Here is a 23,785-nt window from a genome sequence, read left to right as displayed (position 1 = left end):
TAAGTGTTAGACTTTATAATAAAACTTCAAATTGCTCAAAAAGTTAAAACGCATATTAAATAGAGAAAGTCACCAAATTTTATTGAGTAATTTCTTTTCATTATCTGCTATACAGGTAGTAGGTATGGTTCTACCATTAATAACTCTTCCATACATTTTGAGAGTTGTTGGGTTTGATAAGTATGGTGTAATTGTTCTTGCTGCTTCGTTAATTGCATATTTTCAATCGGTTACCGACTTTAGTTTTAAGATTACAGCAACGAGAGATGTAGCTAAATTTAAGGATAGTCCTCAAAAGCTTAATATTATATATAGTAGAGTTTTAACGGTGAAGTTTATCCTCTTATTTGTCTCTTTAGTGATTATCACTTCGGTCGTTTATTTATATCCGCCATTTTGGAATGAAAGAGCCGTCTTTTTACTAACCATGCCCTTATTATTTGGGTATGCATTATTTCCTGAGTGGTTCTTCCAGGGAATAGAAAAAATGAAATACATTTCATTTCTTGATATTGGAATAAAGATTTTTTTTACAATTTGTATTTTCATTTTTATCAATAAAAAAGAAGATTACTGGATTTATCCTTTATTACAAAGTTCAGGATATATTGGAGCAGGAATAATAGGTCAAATTATTCTAGCTAAAAAATATAAATTAAAATTTTACTGGTTAAAAGGTAGTAGAATTAGAAGCACTTTGAAGCAAAATTATCCTATTTTTATTAATCAGTTTGTTCCAACGCTTTATAATAATACGACTACATTTTTATTGGGAACTATCGGATCATCTAGTGCTGTTGGAATTTATGCTGCTATTAAAAAGATTGTTGATTTAGCCGTAAAACTTTTAAATATAGTGTCCAGAGTGTTTTTTCCTTTTTTAAATAGAAATCATAATGCTTTTTCTAGTTATAGGAGATTGTTTTTATATTCCACTTTTGCTTTGTGCTTCTTAATTATAGTACTTTCACCGGTTATTTTCTGGTATTTAAATATTGATAATCCTAAAAATATTTGGATTTTAGTCATTTTGGTAATTGGTGTTATTGGTTATGCGTTTTATGATGTTTATGGTTTAAATTATTTTATCGTACATCAAAAAGATAAACTGGTAATGAACAGTACTATTTTAGCATCCTTAATAGGTTTAATTTTTGCTGGTCCATTAATCTCATACTTTAGCATAATTGGTGCAGCCTTAAACCTTACAATTTCCCGAACTTCAATGGGTGGAATATTATTTTTTCATTATAAAAGATTGAAAAAATAGAAATGTTTAACAAAAAAATTAAGTTTCTTTTTTTTCAGATAAGAAGACAGTTTTTAGTTGCTACACATACCAACCTTTTCATAGGATTGAATAGTAAGATAGATCTAAAAACAACTATAAGAATCGACTCTAATTACTTAGCAATTGGAGAAAACGTCTATCTGAGATCAGAATCTAAAGGCTATCATGCTGGTATGCCGTTTCCTACATCCATATTGATTGACAAAGATGGTGGAGAAGTGGTTATTGGGGATAACTGCAGAATTAATGGCTGTTATATTCATGCAAAAGGTAGTATTGAAATTGGTAGAAATTCGGTCATTGCTTCTGGAACAAATATTATTGATAGTAATGGTCATCTTACTTTCTCTGAAAATCGGACAGTTGGTAGAGATTTACCCGAGCCTATTATTATAGGAGAGAATGTTTGGATTGGGTTAAATTCTACAATTTTAAAGGGAACCGTTATTGGAGATAATTCAATTGTTACTGCAGGAACTGTTGTAAAAGGAACTTATCCTAACAATTCTATAATTCAAGGTAACCCAGGAAAAGTTGTAAAGAAAATTTTAAATTCTAAATAATTTAATGAAAATTGGTATTCACTATAGTTTAAAGGGCTTTTCTTCTCAATGGATTGAGTATTGTAAGGAGAAAAATATAAATTATAAAATCATAGATTGCTATTCAAACAATATTGTCCAAGATACAGAAGATTGCAATATTATAATGTGGCATTTTAGGCATGATTTGTATAAGGATATGCTTTTTGCAAAGCAACTTCTTTTTTCCTTCGAGCAATCTGGTAAGATTGTCTTCCCCTCTTTTAATACGGCTTGGCATTTTGATGATAAAGTAGGCCAAAAGTTTTTATTGGAAAGTTTGAAAATTCCATTAGTTCCTTCATTTGTCTTTTTTGATAAATTGAATGCTAAAAATTGGGCTAATCATACTAACTACCCAAAAGTTTTCAAGTTAAGGGGTGGTGCTGGATCAGCAAATGTTGAACTGATTAAAACAAAAAAGGAAGCCTTCTCTAAAATTGACCGTGCATTTTCTAAAGGTTTTTCCCAATTTAGTAAATGGAAAAATTTTAAAGATAACTCAATAAAATTTTACTCCGGGAAAGTAGGATTTCATAAATTCCTTGGGTCTTTTGCTAGACTATTTATTTCCTCTGAATTTGCGAAAATGAGTTCTCGGGAAAATGGATATGTTTACTTTCAAGAATTCATACCTAAAAATAATTATGATATTCGAATAATAGTTATAGGAGAGAATGCTTTCGGCATTAAAAGGATGGTAAGAGAAAATGATTTTCGTGCTTCGGGTAGTGGCACTATACTCTATGAAAAGGAAAATTTCAGTGATAAATTAATTAATCTTTCTTTCGAAATAGCAGAAAAGCTGAAAACCCAGTGTGGAGCTTTTGATTTTATTTTTGATGATAATAATGAACCTTTATTAGTTGAAATTAGTTTCGGTTTTACTTCAAAAGTTTATTCTCCATGCGAAGGATATTGGAATCGAAATCTTGAATTTCATAAAGGACCATTTAATCCGTTTGGATGGATGATTGAAGAAGCTATTAAGGTAGCAATTGACAAAAATAATATAGGTGTTGTTAACCCGGTCTAAGTTAGCTTCCATTTGTGTTGCAAGTTTAGTAGTGATTCTACTAAGTGTTATCAGTTTCGATAACATGGTTGTAGAGTTTCCTTTTTTATTCCAAGTATTTATTACTGTATTGTTCACAAGCTTCCTTTTGCAAATTGCACAGGGTAAATTTTTCTATCTTGAATCTAAGAGGTTTCAGCGAAGTATTTTCTGGTTTAGTTTAATAATTAGGTTGGCTGCTCTATTGGTCTACTATTTTGTCTTTTATGAAATTACTGGAACTGAATTTGATATTGAAGCTAAAGACGCTCTATGGTACCACGATGTTGCTTTAAGACTACATGATAGGTCTTTTTTGGAATTGAAAAATATTAATTTCTTCTCTTTAGATGATTCTGGTTACCCAATTATTTTATCGCTCAAATATTTTATTTCAGGCAATTCCATACTATTTGCAAGATTTGTTCAGGTAATCATTGGGAGCTTTTCGGTGGTATTGATTTATAAAATCAGTAAATCTTTATTTAACGAATCAACGGGTAAGATCACAGCCATAATTATGGCATGCTTTCAACCTTTAGCACTTTATAGTGCATTGCATTTGAAAGAAACCTATATGATCTTTTTTCTTTTGTTAAGTATATATTTTGGAGTAAGGATTGTCCAGGAAAAAAGAAAATCGATTGGAAACATTTTAATTCTGGTTGTTTCACTTGCAAGTTTATTTTTGTTTAGAACTGTACTTGGATTAATTGCTGTATTTTCTTTGGGTATTTTTTTCTTCTACATCAATAAGACAAATTTTATTATAAAAATTCTATTGATTGTTCTGTCAGTTGGCGGGATGTTTTTAGCTCTAAATAATTTTAGTTCAGGAAAAGAAATATTAGACAAAGCAAATGGGTACTTAGGTCTTGAAACAGATACAAATATCGCTTTAGGTGGAAGAAGTCAAGAATTGTATGAGAAACGTGGACATAGTCTTGCAAAATATGCAACTGGAGTGGTTCTTTTACCACAAATGTATGTGACTCCCTACCCAAGTATAGTCAAGACAAATATTTCATTTTACAATCAAACCTTGCAATGGTATTTCGCAGGGGGACTAATGTTTTGGAGTTTCATTTCATATTATGGATTAGTAGGTTTTTATAAGGCATGCAGGTATAATTTTCGCAAATCATTTTTTTTGATTCTAATTACAACTGTATATACTTTAGCTCTTATTTCTGCTTTTTACATAATGTCAATAAGATATAACATTTTGAAGATGGTATTGCTTTTTCCTTTTGTTGGATATGGCTTAATCTCAGGAAATGATAAAAAGCATCATAAATACTTTCTGTTTTATATAGTCGGAATGATATTTATCATTTATATGTGGAATTTTATCAAACTTTTAGGTAGAGATGCGCTTTAAACATAAAACAGTGATTTTTATCAGAAGCTTGCATAAAGGTGGAGCAGAGAAGCAAGCAATATTACTTTGTAAAGGATTAATTGATAAAGGTGTTGATGCAATGCTAATCGTTCTCTATGAAGAAGGAGATTTGTTAGAATATGCAAAGTTGATATTGAAAAAAGATCAATTAATTTTTATCAAAAATGGTAATCTCCTAAAGAAAGCATTTCACTTTAAGTTTTTACTTCGAAAATTACAAGTTCACTCCATTGTATGCTTCTTACCTGTCAATAATATTATCGGGATACTTTCGGCTGGTATAGTTGGAGTGCCAACAATTGTGGGGGGGATTCGAGGATCCAAAATAAAAGACAGCAAACTTAAAATGAAGCTTCAGAAAGTTCTGTTTAATAGATTTTCTACTGCAATTGTTTCAAATAGTTTTAAAGGTAGAGAAGTTTATCAGGCATACGGAATAGATCCTAAGAAGATGCGAACTATTCATAATGGCTTTCCCGTAGAAACATTTAAAACCAATTCAAAAAGAAATATTTCTAAAATTCAGATATTATCTGTGGGAAGGTTTGTGGAGGAGAAGGATTATAATACAGCAATTCTTACAATTTCTTATTTAAAAAAACTCCTGCAAGGACATCAAATAGATTGGGAATATACAATTATTGGTTACGGTACACTTGAGAATAATATCCGGGAACTGATAGAAACGCATTGTTTAGGAAAAGAAATCAATTTGATTATAAATCCACCTAATATTAAAAAATACTATTCAGTTTCAGATATATTCTTAATGACTTCTCGTTTTGAGGGAATGCCAAATGCGGTAATGGAAGCCATGTCTTTCAAATTACCTGTAGTTTGTACGAAAGCAGGTGATACAGATTACTTGGTTTCAGAGAATTTTAACGGATTTTTAAAACCCATAGGAGATTGGAAGAATTTGGCAGAGTCATTAAAAATTTTAATGTTTTCACCTTCTCTAAGAATAGAAATGGGATATAATGGTAGGACGAGATTAGTTAATAGGTTTGGAGTTGATTTAATGGTTGAAAAGTATCTTAATTTATTACAAGAAAATGTCTAAAAAGAAAATTGCCTATATAGGTGTTAAAGGTTTGCCAGGATTCGGAGGTGCAGCTCGATCAACCGAATCATTAATTCATGAATTAAAAGATGAATTTGATATCTCAGTTTATTCTGTTGATTCCCACACCGATGTAAGTGGGCATTATAATGGGATTAAGCAGATAACATTTAAGTCTTTTCCAGTAAAGAAATTGAATACATTATTCTACTATCTTAAATCTTTAAATCATTGTCTATTCTATGAAAATTATGACCTTGTTCATGTTCAACATATTTATGCAGGTTTCATAATTCCGTTTCTCAGGTTGAGATATAAGGTCATAAATACTGTAAGAGGTATTATTCCTAAGGATGATAATAAATGGAATTATTTTGATAAATTATTTTTTAAATTATCTGAATATTCTTCTCTTAAAAGTTCAAATGAAATTGTATCAGTTTGTCAACCTCATATAGGTTATCTCAAAAAAATTTACGATAGGCCCATTAGTTATATTCCTAATGGTGTCTATCTTCCTAAAAAAATCCTTGATAAAAAAAAGCCGGAAAATTATATGACATTCGCGGCGGGAAGAATAATTAGTTTAAAAGGATTACATATTTTATTGGATGCTCTTCACTTAATGGATTATCAGGGGAAGTTGAAAGTTATTGGGTCTTTAGATCACATAGAAAGCTACAAGCGTACAATTATTGAAAAAGCTAAAGGGTTGAATGTAGAATTCCTGGGATTAATAAAAGATAAAAATTTACTGTTTGATATAGTTGGAAATTCTAAATTATTCGTTTTCCCTTCCCTTAACGAGGGTATGTCCAATATGTTATTGGAAACTGCTGCACTGAAAACTCCTATCATTGCGAGTGATATAATTGAAAATAAATATGTCTTTAATGATGAGGAGGTAACTTTTTTTCAATCCAACAATCATTTTGATTTAGAAAAGCAAATAAAGAAATGTTTAGAAAATCAAGACTTAATTGAAAGAAAGGCTGATTTAGCTTTTATCAAAACTTCTCAAGTCCATAACTGGAAATTTATAGCTAATGAGTATGAAAATTTATATTCAAAATTGTTAAATAGCATTCCTGGCTGATATTATTCCAAATTAAAACCACTTAAACTATTGTAATGAATACTTGAAAATTTTTGAAACAACTATTGCCATTCAAGGGGGTAGGAATTTAAATTTCTTTCTTTATAATAGTAAAAATATTTCTGATAACAGGCAATAATAATTTCCCTCTATTCCTAACCAAGAAAAATAAACAATTATGGTTACTACTGAATTTCTGCAAGGTCAGAATATAAGCAAAGAAGATTTTATCAAAGTGAAAATAGGTACAACAGCTTATAAAAAAGTTGTAGCAGATTCCTTAAATGAGGACGCTTGCCAGGTAACCTCCAGTTTATGCCATACTTCAGTTTTAGGGTTAGAAGAAGATTTAGAAAAGATCATAAATCTGGAACGTTTAAATGATATCAGATATTTAAATAAATTTTTGGAAGCGGTGAATTCCAGATTGTCTATTTGTGGGGAATTCATAGGAAGGTTTGAAGAATATAATTCACGAAAGCGAAGAATTATTCATCCACAAAGAAAACCTTTTAATTATGTGGTCCATTCTGGAGACATTCTATTAAACCGGGTAACTCCAAAATTTCCAATTGCGAAAAAAATATATTTTGGAATAACAAAAGGCAAAGGCAGAGTATTATCAAAGGCTGAGGCTTTTGGTCGGCTTTATTCCTGTGGCTTTGAAATAACTGAAGAAAATGATATAGAAGGGGAAACCTATTTTACCGCGCGTAAAATCAAGGAACCGGTCTATGATAAATACCCCAGTTACGGGCCATTGATAAAATTGAGAAGGGTAGGCAAAGATGGAAATCTTATAAAAGTATATAAGTTAAGAACTATGCACCCTTTTTCAGAATACCTGCAGGATTATATCTTTCGAAAAAATGAATTACAGGAGGGTGGAAAATTTAAAGATGATTTTCGAATTTCAAAAGAAGGTAAAATTTTCCGTAAATTTTGGATTGACGAATTACCGATGTTTATTAATTTCTTTAAAGGGGAAATGAAACTGATCGGGGTACGTCCATTAAGTCAGCAATATTTTAATCTCTATACAAAAGAGCTCCAGGAAAAAAGAACAAGGACAAAACCAGGCCTACTACCTCCGTTTTATGCAGATATGCCTAAAACTTTAGAAGAAATCATTGCATCAGAAATGAAATATCTGGAAGCATATGAAAAAGCTCCGATAACAACAGATTTTAAATACTTTTTTCTGGCATTTAAATCGATATTTTTTAAAGGTGCACGGAGCAAATAACTTAGAGAACTGATCAAAGGAAATAACAAAGTATATCTGAACATTCAGATTCTTCACACTTCTTTAACTATTTTATAATTATATATTCGCAAAAATTTAAAATAAAATGAATTTAAACATACTGTTTAAAGCGCCATTTGCTGCACTATTGTTGTTGCTTATTACTTCCTGTGTCTCCAGAAAGGAGATCGTCTATTTCCAGGGTTTAGAAAAAGCGGAGGCTAAAATAGATCAGAATCAAAATAACAGCCTTAAGATCAAACATAACGATCTTTTGACGATTAGTGTTTCTGCCCCGGAGCAGGAAGCTGCGATGCCATTTAACCTGCCTGTTATTGGAGTTCCTCAGGGTGGATCAGAACTAGGCGGACTTTCAGTGAACGGAAGGCAGCAATTACAAACCTATCTGGTAGATTCAGATGGAAATATTGAATTTCCTGTTTTGGGAACCGTGAATGTTGCCGGACTCAATCGCCAGGACCTTTCAGCGAAATTAAAAACAGAGATAAGCGAATATGTACAAGATCCTATTGTAAACGTACGTCTGGTTAACTTTCAGGTAAGTGTTCTGGGAGAAGTATTGAGACCGGGAACTTTTGATATTCGTGATGAATATTTGAGTCTTCCTAAAGCTTTAGGTTTTGCCGGAGACCTTACAATTTACGGAAGAAGGGATAATGTGTTAGTAATGAGAGAACAGAATGGAAAAAAGATCCATGAATATCTGGATCTTACCAATCCTAATGTGATCAATTCTCCTTTTTATTATCTACAACAAAATGATGTGGTTTATGTGGAGCCCAATGGAGCACAGATGCAATCTGCCAGTTATAATCGTAATGCCGGGGTTTATATTTCTATCGCTTCCGTATTAATTTCATTAGCAGTTTTAATTACCAATTAAGTATGGCACAAAATAATCCAAATAATCATCCACAGGAAGAGGAGATTGATTTACGAGAAGAACTGGAGAAGTATTCAAAACACTGGCCTTGGTTTGTACTGGGAGTTTTAATATGTGTTGTTATTGCTTTTACCTATTTAAAAACAACTACTCCTATTTACCATACTTTAGCCAGTATAATCATTAAAGATGAAAAGGCTAAATCTCCATCTTCAGAAATGGCTGCTTTTGCCGATCTTGGTTTGTTGGGTGGAATGGGTACAAATTCCATTGAAAATGAAATTGGGATTCTTCGCTCTAAACGTATGATGACCAATGTGGTCAAGGCTCTTAATTTAAATATTTCTTATTTTGATGAGGATGCTATTAAAAGTGCCGAGCTTTATCTTAATACGCCTTATTTTGTTCAGGTACTTAAAATAGATGAAAAAGCTCTGGCCAGATATTCTAAAGTGGCCGGAAATAATTTTAGGATTTCTATTAAAGAAGATGATGGCCTTCAATTAATAAATTTTGAGACTGAGAAAAGTATAAAAGGAAAAATTGGTCAGCCTATTTCACTTCCATTCGCAGATGTTATTCTTGTGGAAAACACGGAATTTGAATTAGGAAAGGATAATGAAATTCCAAATATGATGGTAAGGTTTTCTAATCTTGAATCGGTAGTTTCAAATTATCGATCGAAGTTGCAGGTCAATCTTACCGATCAAAACTCGAGCCTTATTGAATTAGGACTTGATGATGCAGTAAAAGCAAAAGCACGGGATATTTTAGATCAGTTGATCTTTGAATATAACCAGGAAGCGATACAGGATAAAAATCTGGTAGCTCGAAATACGGCTACTTTTATAGATGAACGCTTACAGATCATCAATGAAGAACTGGATTCGGTAGAAACCGGAAAGGAGAACTTTAAAGAAGCGAACCAGCTAACTGATATTGAAGCTGAATCTGAAATGTTTATTGAAAATGTAAGCGATTACAATAAACGTGAACAGGAAATAGGAACTCAGTTGGAGCTGGCCAATACCATGATCAGTTATTTAAATAGCGAGTCCGGATCTGACCTGCTTCCGGCGAATCTTGGAATTCAGGAGCAATCAGTCAATACCAGTATTGAAGAATATAACAACCTCGTACTGGAGCGTAACAGGATCTTAAGTGGTTCTACAGAAAAGAACCCGGTGGTAAAAAGACTGAATAGTCAAATTGTACAAATTAGAGGAAATGTACTGGCTAGTTTCGAGAGACTAAGATCAAACCTGAGAGTATCGCAGCAAGAACTGGAAAGACAAGGCTCGGTTATAAACTCAAAAATTTCAGCGGTTCCAGGTAAGGAAAGACAGTATCGTGGAATCGAAAGACAGCAGAATATTAAGGAATCGCTTTACTTGTTTTTATTGCAAAAGCGTGAAGAAAATTCCCTAAGTCTGGCGGTAACTGCTCCCAAGGCTAAGATCGTAGACAGGGCCTATAGCTCTATGGATCCGGTTAGCCCTAAACCAAAAATTATTTTACTTGCCGCTCTAATTCTGGGTCTATTGATTCCATTTCTAATCATTTACCTTAAAAGTTTACTGAATAACAAAGTGAAGAACCGCGAAGATGTTTCAAATATGGTTAAAGAAATTCCTTTAGTTGGTGAGATTCCTAAAGTAGCCCGTAAAGAGGATGAAATGATTTTAAAAAATGATAGAAGTGTACTTGCGGAAGCTTTTAGAATTCTTCATACTAACTTACAATATCTTATTGTGAATACTGCGGATAAGGAAAAAGGTAATACCATCTTTGTAACTTCAACTGTCAAAGGAGAAGGTAAAACGCTTGTTTCCTATAATCTTGCGCTCACTCTTGCGAATACAAATAAAAGGGTGCTTATTATTGGAGCGGATTTACGTAATCCGCAATTACAGCGTTTTGAGGAGGATGCAAGAAATAAGCTGGGTGTAAGTGATTATTTAGCAAATGATAGTTTGAAATTGCCAGATTTAGTAGTGAAGTCAAATAATTCTAATAATCTGGAGTTTCTGCCATCTGGAAGCATACCTCCCAATCCTTCAGAACTATGGAGAAGGCAGAAAACAGGTGAAATGTTTAGAGAACTGGAAGAACTTTACGATTATATAATTGTAGATACCGCTCCTACCATTTTAGTGACCGATACTTTTTTGATTAATAAATGGGCAGATATTACCCTTTACGTAGTTCGTGCTGGATATACTGAAAAGAAACTACTGAATTTTGCAAAAGATGCCAAAAAAGACGGAAAACTGCATGATGTAAGTTTCGTGTTGAATGATGTAAAGCTTGCTAATTTTGGATACGGTAACAAGTATGGCTACGCTTATGGAGAAGAAAAGAAATCCTTTTTAAGCAGATTAAAGAATAAAGCTGCTTTTTGGTAAGACTTTTATTCGGATTATAAATTAGGCCCTGAAATTTTTCAGGGCTTTTTTCCTTTAATTATGAAGCTGAATCTATTTGGTCTTTTTTTAATTTTAACCTCTGGTCTAACTGCGCAGGTAGACTTTTCCGGAAGTGTAAATTTAGAAGGTTATTCTTCGTCTAAAGAGGAATTACCATTTTGGTTTTATTCCAATCAGCAAGGTAGGGTTTCAGAAGAAACTAATATTGATGGATGGATTAACGGGAAATTAAATTTCAATATTTCGGAGAATACAAGTCTAGAATTTGGTGGAGGGATGTTCTATCAAGACGCTTTTGAAGATGTAATTTTTGTTGATGAATTGTATGTTGATTTTCAATACAAATGGTTTCAGATTATAGCAGGAAGAAAGCAGGAGCCTGAAGTATACAATGGATTAAGTGCAACCAATGAAAATATATTATGGTCCTTAAATGCGCGCCCAATGCCCGGACTTCAATTAAAAACCAATGGTCCAATTTATTTAGAACCACATGAAAAATTTGCTTTTGAAGCTTCTTGGAATGAATATTTACTAGGCAGTGATAGATATGTAAAAAATGTAAGATTACATCATAAAAGTTTGTATATCATATATCATTCTTTAAAAGGATGGATGTTTAAAGCAGGAATAAAACATTTTGTACAATGGGGGGGGGAGTCACCTGAATTAGGTCAGCAACCTAAAAGATTTTCAGACTACCTTAGAATAATAAGTGGTAGCGAAGGGGATGTAGGTGCAAATCAGGGAGATATTAATAATGCTTTAGGTAACCATTTAGGGTCATGGGAACTTTACGTTTCTAAAGATTACAGGGATTATACCTTGAGTTTGATCTTTAATAATTTATTTGAAGATGGTTCAGGTAGTCGTTTTGCAAACTTTCCAGATGGGAGATATGGGATCAATATTGAAGCAAATAATAAAAATAAAATAGTAAATTCAGTTCTTTATGAGTTTTACTACACTAAAAATCAAAGTAATAATGTTAATAGATGGGGTGCTGATAATTATCTTTCCCACAAATTAGTTTATAATTCAGGCTGGACTTATAAAGAAAGGATTATAGGAGCTCCATTTTTCACTTATAACTCAGAAATAAATCAGATAATAAACAACAAGTTTATTGCTCATCATTTAGGAATAAGTGGTCAGTTTTCTAGCTATTTTCATACATTTCCCTATAAGATATTATTAAGTTATGCGCACAATGAGGGAACTTATAGATCCCCTTTAAATTTAGAAGGCTTAAATGAGGATGTTCTTAACTTTTACTCAAAATGGCGAGTATTAAATCTTCCAATCCAGGCCGATCTTAAATTAGGTTTTGAATTTAACTCTATCAAAGAACCCATATTTGGAGCAGGAATTAGTCTTTCAAAACAATTTTAATATCATCTAATATATTTTTTAGAATTAAGACTTTCTAATATAATCAATTTAGATAAAGGTAGAATAATTAAAACCTGATCAGATTGTTCTTATTTAGATTGATTAGATGTTTCTGAAGGTTAATCTTAAGTTAAAGGTGTCTAATTCGGGGACACTCCAAAATAGACTGCCTGAAAAGTCCAGTAGAACCGGCCTAAACGAATTTTCAGGCACTCCCGCCTCGAGTACTTAAAAACCCTTACAGAATTCTGTGAGGGTTTTTCTTTGCAATCATCCGGCGGTATATGGCAAAATTCAGATCACTTTCTGCTTTCAGTATTCTAGAACAAGAGTGTTGAGGATACAAATAAAATACACTTCTTATCATGCCTACAATCTAGATTCGTTCTCTACAACATTCTGCTTCAAGTTAAAAGCTGTATTTTTCACTTCAGAAGATCTGCACTGTTTTTTTCAAGTTTGATCACTGTAAGGTTTTGGATAGAGTTGAGACGAAATCCCGGCCTGTAGAGATGCAGGCTTCAAATTTTAAATTTATGACCAAACATAAAAATTACTCTATTCTGGATCTTGCAGTAGTCGGCCAGGATATTTCACATTCTCAGGTTTTTAAAAATACCGTAGACCTTGCTCAGCAGGGAGAAAAACTGGGATATAAAAGACTCTGGCTCGCTGAGCATCACAATATGGTGAGCATCGCGAGTTCTGCAACAACCGTCCTAATGAGTCATGTCGCTGCCAAAACAGATAGTATTCGTATTGGAAGTGGAGGGATTATGTTACCAAATCACTCTCCGTTAATTGTTGCTGAACAGTTTGGGACTTTAGGGTCGCTATATCCAGACAGGATCGATATGGGACTTGGCAGAGCTCCGGGTACCGATCAGGTTACTGCGCACGCGATTCGAAGTGATCGCATGAATTCTGTTTTTAAATTTCCGCATGAGATTGATGAAATTCAGCGATACTTTAAGAATAACTTAGAATCTACAAAAGTGAGAGCTACGGTTGCCGAAGGGGTTAATGTACCCATGTATATTTTAGGCTCGAGCACAGATAGTGCGCATGTAGCAGCAGAAAAGGGACTTCCCTATGTTTTCGCCAGTCATTTTGCACCTGGACAGTTATTTGAGGCAATGGAAATTTATTACAGGGAATTCCAGCCTTCAGCATATCTTGATAAACCTTATACTATTGCAGGGATCAATGTGACCGCCGCAGAAACCAACGAGGAAGCTGAGAAACTTTCTACCAGTTCGCTTAGAATGATGGTAGGTGTACTTACAGGGAATCTGGATTATTTGCAAAAACCGGTTGAAATGGATGCTGAATTACGTGAAGTTCGCGATAATCCCGCTTTACAGCGAATGCTGAAATATTCGTTCGTAGGAGACAAAGAGCACATCAAAAACAAAGCTGAAGAATTTCTGAAGGATACCGGTGTTGATGAAGTTATTGTTGCTTCTCATATTTACCATCAGGAAGATAGACTTAGATCGTACCGCATTTTTTCAGAAGTGATGCAAGAGATCAATTCCTAAACTTCCTTAAATGCAGAAGCACAGGCGTTAAGTAAGGTTAAAATACTTCTGCCATTGAGCTGCGTATTTGACTTGTGCTCTCATTTCCACTATCTTGAAAATAAAAAAGTTTATGGAAATGGTAGTGAAGATCAAATCGATTGGGCAGGTAACGCACGATGTAAAGCAATTCATTGTTGAAAGACCCGAAGGCTATGAGTTTACGCCGGGACATGCCACAGAAATTTCGATCAACCAGGAAGAGTGGAAAGATGAAAAAAGACCTTTTACTTTCACCAGTTTAAACGAAGACGAGCATCTCGAGTTTACTATCAAGATCTATCCAGATCATGACGGAGTCACGGAGCAATTATCTAAACTGAAGGAAGGTGATGAACTGATTGTAAGAGATACCTGGGGTGCCATCGAATATAAAGGTCCCGGATATATCATTGCCGGAGGAGCCGGGATCACACCATATATTTCTATGCTTCGAGATCTTAAGAAGAAAGATAAACTGGAGGGCATGAATTTATTCTTCAGCAATAAGACCGATAAGGATATTATGCTAAAAGAGGAGCTTGATAGCATGCTGGGTAATAATGCTACTTATGTTATTACAGATCAGGAAGACACAAATTATACAAATGCTTATTTGAACGAGGAATTTCTGAAAAGCAATATATCTGATCTTAGTAAACAATTCTATGTGTGCGGACCGCCTGAAATGACGGAAGAGATCAACAAAACTTTGAAAAACATGGGAGCAGATACCGATGCTGTTCAATTGGATGATCAATAGGAGTTCTTATATAAACAGAAAAAAAAGGCCGGAAATTTTTCCGGCCTTTTTTTGTTATGATTGCTCTTCAGCATAAGTTTTAAAACTTTCAAGAATAGATTTCCAGCCTTGCTCTTGCTGTTCTACCGGATTCTCATCTTCTGTATCCAGAGTCTCTTTGATCATTACGTTCCCATCTTCTTCTGAAAAAGTTACTTCAGCATTTCTACCATCCTCAAGTTCATAGGTAAGTTTCTCTTTTTCCTTGACCTCTTTATAAGTTCCGGCGAAATCAAAACCGACTTTTCCATCCTCAGATTCCATTCGATATTTAAACTTTCCGCCATCCTTAAGATCATTTTCGGCGTTGGGACATAACCAATCTTCGCTGGCTTTGTTCCATTTGGTAATATGTTCAGGTTTAGTCCAGTATTCCCAAACCTGGTCTAGTTTTGCATTTATCTTACTCTCAATTTCGATCTTTCCTTCTGAAGCCATAATTGTTCTTTTTATTTAAATATATCAAAAATTGAAAGCGCAGTGTGCTCATTTAGCAGACTTATCGGTTTTGTTTAACATTTTGATTCTAGAATCTCCGTAAAATGTAAATAGGAAACATCCGAAGATCAGGTACATCATTTCCACGGAATATCTCATAGCCTCCCCCTTTTTAAAAATCAGGTCTATTGCAATTTTAGTGATCGAGATACCAAACTAAAAGAATAAATCAGTTATGCGTTCGTGAGAAATTTCCGCAAATTCATCCTTTATTTTTCTGAAGCCAACTAGAAAAAGGCCAGTTTCCATGATCAACAAGTTACTGTGTAGTAAGTACAGCTGCTACAATAAGTGGTACAGTAATTAACGCCGAAACTATCGCTGGTTTGGTCCAACTTTTCCGGATAAATTCTCTTTCCATCCCTATATACCTGTTCCAGAAATATTCTGTTAGGATCAAAGCGCCGCCTAAATTCAGCATTAAGCCAATGTAAGTAGTAGAAAAATTAAAAACGGTATAAGCATGACCAGCAGTATATAAAAGTGCAAAAAGCAATACCTGCCATTTTCCTTTATTCTCCTTAATGCTGTTCAGGTTACTCATAAGAATAACTGCTCCAAAGATCGTGGAGAAGAGCAGGCAGAACATGAAAATTACTCTTTTCGAATATAGTGCGGGAATAAGTTCTGTTATGTTATTGTCTTCAAATTCATCGTGGTTATGATCTGTTTCAGGATTGGGGTTTTCAGACCTGGGTGTCATATAGGTTCGGCAAAATTTTTATAATTCAAAATCGAATTTCAGAAAAAGCAATCTATCAAAAATTAAATGATGTCATGACAAAAATCTACAATAGAATTCCATTCAGAAATAATAACACTCGCAATAATAGCAAGTATGATTAAAAACAGGATCAGGAGCCAGTCTATAGATTTGAGCAACTTCATCATTATCTTTATATAAGATACAGTGCAGTGTAGGGACTCTAAGTATTCAGTTTTTTATTAAATTAAGGCTTAAAATTAATATTAAAAATTAAACTTTTCACGGTTAGGTTTGAAAACTTTAATTGTATAAATTACAGCAATTCGGTAGTGAGCTATTTGATATAACTATCATTATATAAAAACTATAGATAAAAATTATCGAGTACCTTTTCGTAAATTCGAATTCTAATCCAATTTATTAATCTAATACTTAACAAAATGGGAAAAAATAATTCTGGAAGCGACGATAATCATAAGGTTTGGGAAGTCAATGAATCCAGTAAATGTCCATTTATGGGTGGAGCTCTAAAGAACTCTGCCGGTAATGGGACATCCAACCGGGACTGGTGGCCAAATCAGCTAAACCTCAATATATTAAAACAGCATTCTACGTTAACCGATCCTATGGACGATGACTTTAACTATGCTGAAGAATTCAAAAGTCTTGATCTGGCTGCGGTGAAGCAGGATCTTTATTATCTAATGACCGACTCCCAGGACTGGTGGCCGGCAGATTATGGTCACTACGGACCATTTTTTATACGTATGGCCTGGCATAGTGCCGGTACGTACAGGATTGGAGATGGTCGTGGAGGAGCTGGTTCTGGACAACAGAGATTTGCTCCGCTAAATAGCTGGCCAGATAACGCGAATCTCGATAAGGCGAGATTACTATTATGGCCAATTAAAAAGAAATATGGTAGAAAACTGTCCTGGGCAGATCTACTGGTGCTAGCCGGGAATTGTGCTCATGAATCTATGGGCTTGCCAATGTTTGGATTTGCCGGTGGTCGTGAAGATGTATGGGAACCAGAAAATGATGTTTACTGGGGATCTGAAAGCGAATGGTTGGATAATGAAGAAAGATATGCTGAAGGCGATCTTGAAAGTCCGCTTGGAGCAGCGCATATGGGATTAATTTATGTAAATCCTGAAGGACATAACGGTAATCCAGATCCGGTAGAGTCGGCTGGCTATATTCGTGATACCTTCGGAAGAATGGCGATGAACGATTACGAAACTGTTGCCTTGATCGCAGGTGGTCACACCTTCGGAAAAACTCACGGTGCTGCAGATCCTGAAAAATACGTGGAAGCTGAACCAGCTGCTGCAGGGATCGAAATGCAGAGTATGGGATGGCAAAATACCTACAATTCTGGAAAAGGGGCCGATACCATCACTAGTGGTATTGAGGGAGCCTGGACAGATACTCCAACAAAATGGAGTAATACGTACTTCGAAAATCTATTCAAGTACGACTGGGAATGTATTAAAGGGCCTGGTGGAGCATACCAGTGGCAGCCAAAGGATAATGCCGGAGCGGGAACTGTTCCAGATGCGCATGACCCGAATAAGAAACATGCACCATTTATGTTGACGACAGATCTTTCTTTAAAGATGGATCCAGAATATGAAAAGATCTCCAGACATTTTCTTGAAAACCCTGAAGAGTTTGCAGATGCTTATTCCCGTGCGTGGTTTAAACTAACCCATCGTGATATGGGACCTATCGAAAGATATTTAGGTCCAGAAGTTCCACAGGAGGAACTGTTATGGCAGGATCCTATTCCAAAAGTTGAATATGAGATCATCAACGATCAGGATGTGGAAAGCTTAAAATCTAAAATTCTTGATAGCGGACTTTCTACTGCAGCGATGGTTTCTGCAGCATGGGCTTCGGCTTCAACTTTTAGAGGTTCAGATAAACGTGGTGGTGCTAATGGAGCACGTGTACGTTTAGCTCCGCAAAAAGGATGGGAAGTGAACAATCCGGCACAATTAGGGAAAGTGATTCAGACGTTGGAAGGAATTCAGTCAGATTTCAACGATTCACAGGATTCTAAAAAAGTATCTATTGCAGACCTTATCGTACTTGCCGGTTGTGCAGCAGTTGAGAAGGCAGCTAAAGATGCAGGACATGATGTAAAAGTGCCATTTACTCCGGGACGTGCAGATGCCACCCAGGAAAAGACCGATGTGGAAGCATTTGAACCATTGGAGCCTAATGCAGATGGTTTTAGAAACTACTTCGGAAACAGGGATAACATCTCCGCTTCAGCTGAAGCATTGTTGATCGATAGGGCACAATTGCTAACTCTAACTGCCCCTGAAATGACAGTTCTGGTAGGAGGAATGAGATCTATAGGTGCCAATTACGATGGTTCCAAACATGGAGTTTTCACAGACAGACCGGGACAATTAACGAACGATTTCTTTAAGAATATCCTTGATTTTGGAGTGACCTGGAAGGCAACTTCAGAAGATGATCAATTCTTTGAAGGAAGAGATAGAAGAACTGGTGATGTGAGATATACCGGAAGCAGAGTGGATCTTATTTTTGGATCAAATTCAGAATTAAGAGCACTGGCTGAGGTTTATGCAACAGATGATGTTGAAGCGAAATTTGTAAAAGATTTTGTGAAGGCCTGGGATAAGGTGATGAACCTGGATCGTTACGATATTAAGGCTTAATATTACTTGATACAATAAGAAAAAGGGTGGCAATTTGCTGCCCTTTTCTATTTCAGATCATGAAATGAAATACTGTATAGATTTAAGGAGGAAGCTTACTATAAAAATCACAAACAAGGCAAGAATGAAAAAACTAAACAGGTTCAGGACTATACGGCTACCTGCAAGATCATACCTATTATTAAACTTTTCACTCAATAGAGATTTGGCTGTTTTTTCTGAATGCAGGGCGTGTAGATACAGCCATCCTATAGGTTTGTAGATTAAATTGTGTCCAAATGGCCGTTCTTGTATATTCAAAACTGTCTGCGATTTTCATCTAGAAGAAACCTCTTCTTTTACGTTTATATCTGCAAAATATAAAAAATCAGGGAGTTTTACGCTTTCAGATAACCCTCGGCAAGCAGATCGGCTTCAGAAGAAATACTGACTAAACTCCCATTTTTCAGAAGAAAATTTTTAGAGGCGACATTCAGAACATCCTGGTAATAATGATCTGTGATGATAATACTTTTTCTAGCTTTCAGGTTTGTAATAAACTCTATAATGCGCTCCTTGTAAAGAGGTTCAACCATAGAAAATGGTTCGTCTAGTAGCAAAAACGGGTGTTCAAGATTGCCTAAAAGAAGTAATTCCAGATACCTTCGCTGTCCAATGGCTAGTTCTTTAATCTTTCTGGAAGCAAAATTCCCTACTCCTTTAGCGTAAAAAATACGATCCTGAGCCTCTCCGTCTGGATGAAAAAATGGAATTATATCCTGCACTTTTGTATTCTTCGGAAGAAAACTATCCTGTGGCAAATAGGCAATCAATTTTTCTAAAATGATGGAGGATGATGTCAGTTCCCGTTCATTAAGATAAATACTACCCTGGTCAGGTTTTACTTTTCCGAAGAGAATTTTTAGAAATGTAGATTTGCCAGTACCATTTCTACCGAAGATTCCGATAATTTCACCTGTTTTGCATTTAAAATTCAGATCATTCAGAATTTTATCTGCATAGGTTTTGTGAATATTTCGGGCTTGAAGAATTCTCAAAATAGCAACAGGATTATTCCGCAGTTAACAGAAATCAGAATATTAAGAATAAAAACACGACTTAGCAGGAATGATTTGCTAAATCCAAGGTTCTCATACATATAGTATTGATGCTTTTTAAAATAATCGAATGCAAGCATACCTATAAAAATACCAAAACTGCTAAAAATAAGCAGGGCATACAAGGGTCCGGCAGCGATCCCAATAATGATCGCTAGCGGAACATTGTATGTGTTGATCTCCTTGAAATACCTGAAAACAGCCTGAGTAAACATCGAATTAGAACGTTTAAATAGGTCTTAAGGTATATATTTCAGTTCACTATTCTATTCTGAATAGGCGCCAGATGAATAAGTGAGTTCGTAACTATGCGTATAAATTTCAAATACGATCCCAAAAGGATCTTCAACATAACACATTTTGAAAGGTTTCTCTTTTGGATAATATTCTCTAATGGGCATTCGCTGTTTCCCACCATTTGCCACAATTTTTTCAATTAGACCTTCAATGTCAGGATCCTGTACACAGAAATGAAACAATCCTGTGTTAAATGGGTTGAATTCTGGCGCTTCTTTTTTGCCCTTAGAAAATGAGAATAACTCGATTCCAACACCGTCTGAAGTAGACATATGTGCGATCTCAAATTCTTCCCAGTCATTTCCAAATACATCGATACACATTTGTCCAATAGCAGTATCAGGGTCTTTCTCTACCTTCGCTGGCTGCATAATCGTGTACCATCCCATTACTTCAGCATAAAAATCTACAGCTTTCTGAAGGTCTGGAACGGTGATTCCAATATGTGAAAATGATCTTGGATAAGCGTTTTCTTTTCTCATAACATTCTTCTTTAGAATCTCAAAATTAAGGTATATTCGTCTCGTAAACAATAAGTTACCTATAAGTGGTATAGGTTACTAAAAGAGTAAATAGTAGGTTTCCAGAGCTTTGTGTCTAAAATTATGTCTAAGAATATTTGTCCTTTAAATGCGACCATGAATTTAATTGGTACAAAATGGAAACCTTTGGTGCTCTATCATTTACTAGATGGTCCGGAAAGATCTGGTATTCTCAAATCCAGAATTCCTGATATCAGCAATAAAATGTTCACGCAAACAGTACGTGAACTGGAGAAGGACTTACTCGTTTCCCGTAAGGTTTACCCGGTGGTTCCTCCCAAAGTTGAATATCAACTTACTGGAAAAGGAAGGTCATTGGAGCATATTCTGCGTGGATTGGATGAATGGGGAAAGCAGATTTAGTGTTTGATCTGTATCATCAAACAAGGAAACTGTAATTTTTAAAATTCCGTTAGCAAATTATGACCTGTTCGCGCGGAAGTTTTTCTAAATTTACGGCACAATAACAAACCCAACTAAACAACACAACAAATGCCGACTACGGAAGCTAAAATCTTTAACTGTACACAAAGCCAGGCGCTGGCCGAGAAAATCGCCGATCATTACGGTACTCATCTTGGGAATGTGATCACTTCCACGTATAGCGATGGTGAATTTCAGCCATCTTTCGAAGAGTCTGTAAGAGGAAGTAGGGTTTTTATCATTGGCTCTACCCATCCGGGTAGTGACCATCTAATGGAGATGCTTCTAATGCTGGATGCTGCAAAACGCGCTTCAGCAAGACATATCACGGCTGTAATGCCTTATTTTGGCTGGGCTAGACAGGATCGAAAGGATAAACCTCGTGTGCCTATTGCCGCTAAAATGATTGCAAGTATTCTCGAAACTGCCGGGGCAACCAGGATCATTACCATGGATCTTCATGCCGACCAGATCCAGGGATTTTTCGAAAAACCTGTGGATCATCTATACGCAAGCACAGTGTTTCTTCCTTACTTAAAAAATCTTGGTCTGGACAACCTTACCATCGCATCTCCAGATATGGGTGGTTCTAAAAGAGCTTACGCATATTCTAAAGCATTAGAAACCGATGTGGTAATTTGCTATAAGCAAAGAGCAAAAGCAAATGTGATTTCCCATATGGAGCTCATTGGAGACGTCACCGGGAAGAATGTAGTCCTGGTAGATGATATGGTAGACACCGCAGGGACTTTGACCAAAGCTGCAGATCTTATGATGGAACGCGGAGCTTTAAGCGTTCGTGCCATCTGTACGCACCCTGTACTTTCTGGAGAAGCTTACGAGCGCGTTGAAAAATCTAAACTTGAGGAATTAATTGTGACAGATTCTATTCCATTAAGAAAGAAAAGCAAGAAAATCAAGGTAGTGAGCTGTGCAAATCTTTTTGCAGATGTGATGAAGAGTGTGAATGATAATCGCTCCATCAGTGAAAAGTTTATCATGTAACTTAAGCATTCGATATAATATAAAAAAGCCGGTTCTATACCGGCTTTTTTTATGCTTGATTCTGGTTCTTTTGACTTTCTATCGTGATGATCTCGATCTCTTTTCCGGTAATATCCTTCAGCAGATCTGCTTTGCGTAAACCTCCCCAGACTTCCAGTTCCGGATCCCCTAAAGTTGTTATTTGCAACCTGATCTTTTCTGAAGATTTAATGATCTCCAGTTCCTGGACGTTCTGATAGTGACTGCGATCCAGGCCGTCGGCAAGTCGGAGTAAAGCGGCTAGTTTCTCGATCCTCTTGCGTAGTTTTTTTGATAACTGTTTATATAAATAATGTCTCTTCTTAGGAACAGTTCTTCGGTGATAGCGAGCGGTGTGCGCCATGATATTGATCTCATCCTCGTTGAAACCACGTAGATCTGCATGCCTAATAATATAAAGTGCATGCTTATGATGTTTGCGATAGTTGATATAATATCCAATATCGTGCATTAATGCTGCATATTCCAGTAGTTCCCGATCTCCTTCTTCCAGTTTCAGATCTTTTTGAAAAGCATCGAATAACTGCAGGCTCATCGCTGCCACATGCCGGGAGTGATCTTCCATCCAGTGGCATTTGCGTAAAAGTTCATGGACACTACGCTTACGCGGTTCAGGATAATTAGCGACAAGATCAAGTTTTGGACGTTCCTTTTTAATAAAATCGAGGATCATCCCATCTCTAAGCGCAGCTTCAGAAATTTTAATTTCTTCGATATTAAATTCCTTGATAAGATATTTTACCAGCACCATTCCCGGGTTAATGATATCTATTCTTTTTTCATCCAGCTCACTTATATCCTCACGTTCTTTGCGATCAAGCTGAATAAAATCCTTGTAGAGTTTTTTAAATTCTGAAACATCAAAAACCAGTTCGTTCAGGCTCATATTGGCCGTATGAGAATTCCTGTTGGCGATCATGGCGCCTATATTTTCCATGGTTCCGGAACTTCCAATTATGGTTCTGACTTGATGTTTTGCAAGTATTTCTGAAAGCTCCCCGAGTTCCTGTTTATAATATTTTTTTAAAGCTTTGATCTCTTCTTTGCTAATAGGATCATGAGAAACGAATTTTGCAGCCATACGGGCAACACCGAGTTTTAAACTTTGGGAATAGAGGAACTCTTCATTATTACCCAGAATAAATTCCACGCTTCCTCCTCCAATATCCACCATCAATACCAGTTCTTCGGAAAGTGCTATACTATGCTGAACCGCCAAACCAATCAATGCTGCTTCCTTACTACCCGAAATCGCTCTTACTTTAATGCCAGATTCAGCTTTCATTCGCTGAATAAAATCTCCTCCATTGGTGGCTTCCCTAATGGCTGAAGTAGCAAAGGCGATAATTTCTTCCACATCCATGCTATCGCATAGAAATTTTATCCTTTTTATGGCGTCAAGGCCACGTTGCATGGCTTCTTCACTCAATTTATTCTCCATTCCTTTTTCGGCAAGAATGACCATCTCCTTCAGCTTGTCTACTGTTCTAAAACTTCCGTCAGGATAAATATCTACCAAAACGGCATGAAAAGAATTCGTACCAAGATCGATCGCGGCGATTCGCTTATTGGCATTTACAGTTTCAGATGGGTTCTCCATGTACTTCAGAATTAATTGAGTTTCAATTTATACAAATAATAGATGAACTTCCAGTTAGAGATACCAAAA

21 protein-coding genes are annotated in these 23,785 nt (G+C 35.5%); 15 read left to right on the top strand and 6 right to left on the bottom strand.

What is annotated here, in order from left to right; translation table 11 throughout:
• Nucleotides 1–31: 31 nt before the first annotated feature.
• The 12 genes from ACSHZO_RS05280 to ACSHZO_RS05225 all read left to right on the top strand — a co-directional run bounded on the left by ACSHZO_RS05280 (nt 32) and on the right by ACSHZO_RS05225 (nt 14,777).
• Nucleotides 32–1,270 carry an oligosaccharide flippase family protein gene (locus ACSHZO_RS05280; protein ID WP_298245923.1) on the top strand — a complete coding sequence of 413 codons (1,239 nt, stop codon included), beginning with the start codon at nt 32–34 and terminating at the stop codon, nt 1,268–1,270.
• A 2-nt stretch (nt 1,271–1,272) separates the two neighbouring features.
• The gene (locus ACSHZO_RS05275; RefSeq protein ID WP_298245924.1) at nt 1,273–1,854 is read left to right on the top strand and encodes an acyltransferase; all 582 of its coding nucleotides are present in this window, start codon (nt 1,273–1,275) and stop codon (nt 1,852–1,854) included.
• A 4-nt stretch (nt 1,855–1,858) separates the two neighbouring features.
• Nucleotides 1,859–2,908: an ATP-grasp domain-containing protein gene (locus ACSHZO_RS05270; protein ID WP_298245925.1), complete on the top strand. Its 1,050-nt coding sequence runs from the start codon at nt 1,859–1,861 to the stop codon at nt 2,906–2,908.
• A gap of 64 nt (nt 2,909–2,972) precedes the next feature.
• On the top strand, nt 2,973–4,307 hold the full coding sequence (locus ACSHZO_RS05265) for an ArnT family glycosyltransferase (RefSeq protein ID WP_298245926.1): 1,335 nt from the start codon (nt 2,973–2,975) through the stop codon (nt 4,305–4,307).
• A gap of 10 nt (nt 4,308–4,317) precedes the next feature.
• Entirely contained in the window at nt 4,318–5,391 is a 1,074-nt protein-coding gene (locus ACSHZO_RS05260) for a glycosyltransferase (RefSeq protein ID WP_298593547.1), read from the top strand.
• Nucleotides 5,384–6,487 carry a glycosyltransferase family 4 protein gene (locus ACSHZO_RS05255; protein ID WP_298245928.1) on the top strand — a complete coding sequence of 368 codons (1,104 nt, stop codon included), beginning with the start codon at nt 5,384–5,386 and terminating at the stop codon, nt 6,485–6,487. Before ACSHZO_RS05260 ends, ACSHZO_RS05255 begins: the two co-directional genes overlap by 8 nt.
• A 178-nt stretch (nt 6,488–6,665) precedes the next feature.
• On the top strand, nt 6,666–7,733 hold the full coding sequence (locus ACSHZO_RS05250) for a sugar transferase (protein ID WP_298245929.1): 1,068 nt from the start codon (nt 6,666–6,668) through the stop codon (nt 7,731–7,733).
• Between the two features lie 106 nt (nt 7,734–7,839).
• The gene (locus ACSHZO_RS05245; protein ID WP_298245930.1) at nt 7,840–8,637 is read left to right on the top strand and encodes a polysaccharide biosynthesis/export family protein; all 798 of its coding nucleotides are present in this window, start codon (nt 7,840–7,842) and stop codon (nt 8,635–8,637) included.
• 2 nt (nt 8,638–8,639) lie between these two features.
• Nucleotides 8,640–11,042, top strand: coding sequence for a GumC family protein (locus tag ACSHZO_RS05240; protein ID WP_298245931.1), 2,403 nt, complete (start codon nt 8,640–8,642; stop codon nt 11,040–11,042).
• A 60-nt stretch (nt 11,043–11,102) separates the two neighbouring features.
• Nucleotides 11,103–12,455, top strand: coding sequence for a capsule assembly Wzi family protein (locus ACSHZO_RS05235; RefSeq protein ID WP_298245932.1), 1,353 nt, complete (start codon nt 11,103–11,105; stop codon nt 12,453–12,455).
• A 536-nt stretch (nt 12,456–12,991) separates the two neighbouring features.
• Nucleotides 12,992–13,996 (top strand): LLM class flavin-dependent oxidoreductase, encoded by a 1,005-nt coding sequence (locus ACSHZO_RS05230; RefSeq protein WP_298245933.1) that lies wholly within the window; start codon nt 12,992–12,994, stop codon nt 13,994–13,996.
• A 112-nt stretch (nt 13,997–14,108) separates the two neighbouring features.
• Nucleotides 14,109–14,777: an FAD-binding oxidoreductase gene (locus ACSHZO_RS05225; protein WP_298245934.1), complete on the top strand. Its 669-nt coding sequence runs from the start codon at nt 14,109–14,111 to the stop codon at nt 14,775–14,777.
• Nucleotides 14,778–14,831: 54 nt separating this feature from the next.
• On the opposite strand, the gene ACSHZO_RS05220 is transcribed toward ACSHZO_RS05225, so the two are convergent.
• Both ACSHZO_RS05220 and ACSHZO_RS05215 read right to left on the bottom strand, forming a co-directional pair.
• On the bottom strand, nt 14,832–15,254 hold the full coding sequence (locus ACSHZO_RS05220; RefSeq protein ID WP_298245935.1) for an SRPBCC domain-containing protein: 423 nt from the start codon (nt 15,252–15,254) through the stop codon (nt 14,832–14,834).
• Nucleotides 15,255–15,573: 319 nt separating this feature from the next.
• Nucleotides 15,574–16,017: a hypothetical protein gene (locus tag ACSHZO_RS05215; protein ID WP_298245936.1), complete on the bottom strand. Its 444-nt coding sequence runs from the start codon at nt 16,015–16,017 to the stop codon at nt 15,574–15,576.
• 443 nt (nt 16,018–16,460) lie between these two features.
• Between ACSHZO_RS05215 and katG the strand changes: the two genes are divergently transcribed.
• Entirely contained in the window at nt 16,461–18,713 is a 2,253-nt protein-coding gene (gene katG / locus ACSHZO_RS05210; protein ID WP_298245937.1) for a catalase/peroxidase HPI, read from the top strand.
• 377 nt (nt 18,714–19,090) lie between these two features.
• Here katG and ACSHZO_RS05205 read toward each other — a convergent pair whose 3' ends face one another.
• Genes ACSHZO_RS05205 through ACSHZO_RS05195 form a run of 3 tightly spaced genes read right to left on the bottom strand, consistent with a single transcriptional unit; the run spans nt 19,091 to nt 20,589 of the window.
• Nucleotides 19,091–19,750 (bottom strand): ATP-binding cassette domain-containing protein, encoded by a 660-nt coding sequence (locus ACSHZO_RS05205; protein ID WP_298245938.1) that lies wholly within the window; start codon nt 19,748–19,750, stop codon nt 19,091–19,093.
• On the bottom strand, nt 19,747–20,025 hold the full coding sequence (locus ACSHZO_RS05200; protein ID WP_298245939.1) for a hypothetical protein: 279 nt from the start codon (nt 20,023–20,025) through the stop codon (nt 19,747–19,749). The genes ACSHZO_RS05205 and ACSHZO_RS05200 overlap by 4 nt, the downstream gene beginning before the upstream one ends.
• Before the next feature lie 51 nt (nt 20,026–20,076).
• Nucleotides 20,077–20,589: a lactoylglutathione lyase family protein gene (locus tag ACSHZO_RS05195; protein WP_298245940.1), complete on the bottom strand. Its 513-nt coding sequence runs from the start codon at nt 20,587–20,589 to the stop codon at nt 20,077–20,079.
• A 123-nt stretch (nt 20,590–20,712) separates the two neighbouring features.
• On the opposite strand from ACSHZO_RS05195, the gene ACSHZO_RS05190 reads away from it, so the two are divergent.
• Nucleotides 20,713–21,012 (top strand): winged helix-turn-helix transcriptional regulator, encoded by a 300-nt coding sequence (locus ACSHZO_RS05190; RefSeq protein WP_298245941.1) that lies wholly within the window; start codon nt 20,713–20,715, stop codon nt 21,010–21,012.
• 129 nt (nt 21,013–21,141) lie between these two features.
• Nucleotides 21,142–22,077 (top strand): ribose-phosphate pyrophosphokinase, encoded by a 936-nt coding sequence (locus ACSHZO_RS05185; RefSeq protein ID WP_298245942.1) that lies wholly within the window; start codon nt 21,142–21,144, stop codon nt 22,075–22,077.
• A gap of 49 nt (nt 22,078–22,126) precedes the next feature.
• On the opposite strand, the gene ACSHZO_RS05180 is transcribed toward ACSHZO_RS05185, so the two are convergent.
• Nucleotides 22,127–23,716, bottom strand: a complete 1,590-nt coding sequence (locus ACSHZO_RS05180) for a Ppx/GppA phosphatase family protein (RefSeq protein WP_298245943.1) — start codon at nt 23,714–23,716, stop codon at nt 22,127–22,129.
• Between the last annotated feature and the right edge of the window lie 69 nt (nt 23,717–23,785).

The sequence above is a fragment of the Christiangramia sp. 3-2217-3z genome, from assembly GCF_051195275.1.
Taxonomy (GTDB): Bacteria; Bacteroidota; Bacteroidia; order Flavobacteriales; family Flavobacteriaceae; genus Christiangramia; species Christiangramia marina.
This window is presented reverse-complemented; position numbering and strand designations above follow the sequence as displayed.

Excerpts from the sequence above, each read along its gene's own strand:
- ACSHZO_RS05270 (WP_298245925.1), top strand. The coding sequence starts at position 1,859 with ATGAAAATTGGTATTCACTATAGTTTAAAGGGCTTTTCTTCTCAATGG.
- ACSHZO_RS05265 (WP_298245926.1), top strand. The coding sequence starts at position 2,973 with ATGGTTGTAGAGTTTCCTTTTTTATTCCAAGTATTTATTACTGTATTG.
- ACSHZO_RS05225 (WP_298245934.1), top strand. The coding sequence starts at position 14,109 with ATGGAAATGGTAGTGAAGATCAAATCGATTGGGCAGGTAACGCACGAT.
- ACSHZO_RS05200 (WP_298245939.1), bottom strand. The coding sequence starts at position 20,025 with ATGTTTACTCAGGCTGTTTTCAGGTATTTCAAGGAGATCAACACATAC.
- ACSHZO_RS05250 (WP_298245929.1), top strand. The coding sequence starts at position 6,666 with ATGGTTACTACTGAATTTCTGCAAGGTCAGAATATAAGCAAAGAAGAT.
- ACSHZO_RS05190 (WP_298245941.1), top strand. The coding sequence starts at position 20,713 with ATGTCTAAGAATATTTGTCCTTTAAATGCGACCATGAATTTAATTGGT.
- ACSHZO_RS05240 (WP_298245931.1), top strand. The coding sequence starts at position 8,640 with ATGGCACAAAATAATCCAAATAATCATCCACAGGAAGAGGAGATTGAT.
- ACSHZO_RS05235 (WP_298245932.1), top strand. The coding sequence starts at position 11,103 with ATGAAGCTGAATCTATTTGGTCTTTTTTTAATTTTAACCTCTGGTCTA.
- ACSHZO_RS05185 (WP_298245942.1), top strand. The coding sequence starts at position 21,142 with ATGCCGACTACGGAAGCTAAAATCTTTAACTGTACACAAAGCCAGGCG.
- katG (WP_298245937.1), top strand. The coding sequence starts at position 16,461 with ATGGGAAAAAATAATTCTGGAAGCGACGATAATCATAAGGTTTGGGAA.
- ACSHZO_RS05245 (WP_298245930.1), top strand. The coding sequence starts at position 7,840 with ATGAATTTAAACATACTGTTTAAAGCGCCATTTGCTGCACTATTGTTG.
- ACSHZO_RS05275 (WP_298245924.1), top strand. The coding sequence starts at position 1,273 with ATGTTTAACAAAAAAATTAAGTTTCTTTTTTTTCAGATAAGAAGACAG.
- ACSHZO_RS05195 (WP_298245940.1), bottom strand. The coding sequence starts at position 20,589 with ATGAGAAAAGAAAACGCTTATCCAAGATCATTTTCACATATTGGAATC.
- ACSHZO_RS05255 (WP_298245928.1), top strand. The coding sequence starts at position 5,384 with ATGTCTAAAAAGAAAATTGCCTATATAGGTGTTAAAGGTTTGCCAGGA.
- ACSHZO_RS05230 (WP_298245933.1), top strand. The coding sequence starts at position 12,992 with ATGACCAAACATAAAAATTACTCTATTCTGGATCTTGCAGTAGTCGGC.
- ACSHZO_RS05220 (WP_298245935.1), bottom strand. The coding sequence starts at position 15,254 with ATGGCTTCAGAAGGAAAGATCGAAATTGAGAGTAAGATAAATGCAAAA.
- ACSHZO_RS05215 (WP_298245936.1), bottom strand. The coding sequence starts at position 16,017 with ATGACACCCAGGTCTGAAAACCCCAATCCTGAAACAGATCATAACCAC.
- ACSHZO_RS05180 (WP_298245943.1), bottom strand. The coding sequence starts at position 23,716 with ATGGAGAACCCATCTGAAACTGTAAATGCCAATAAGCGAATCGCCGCG.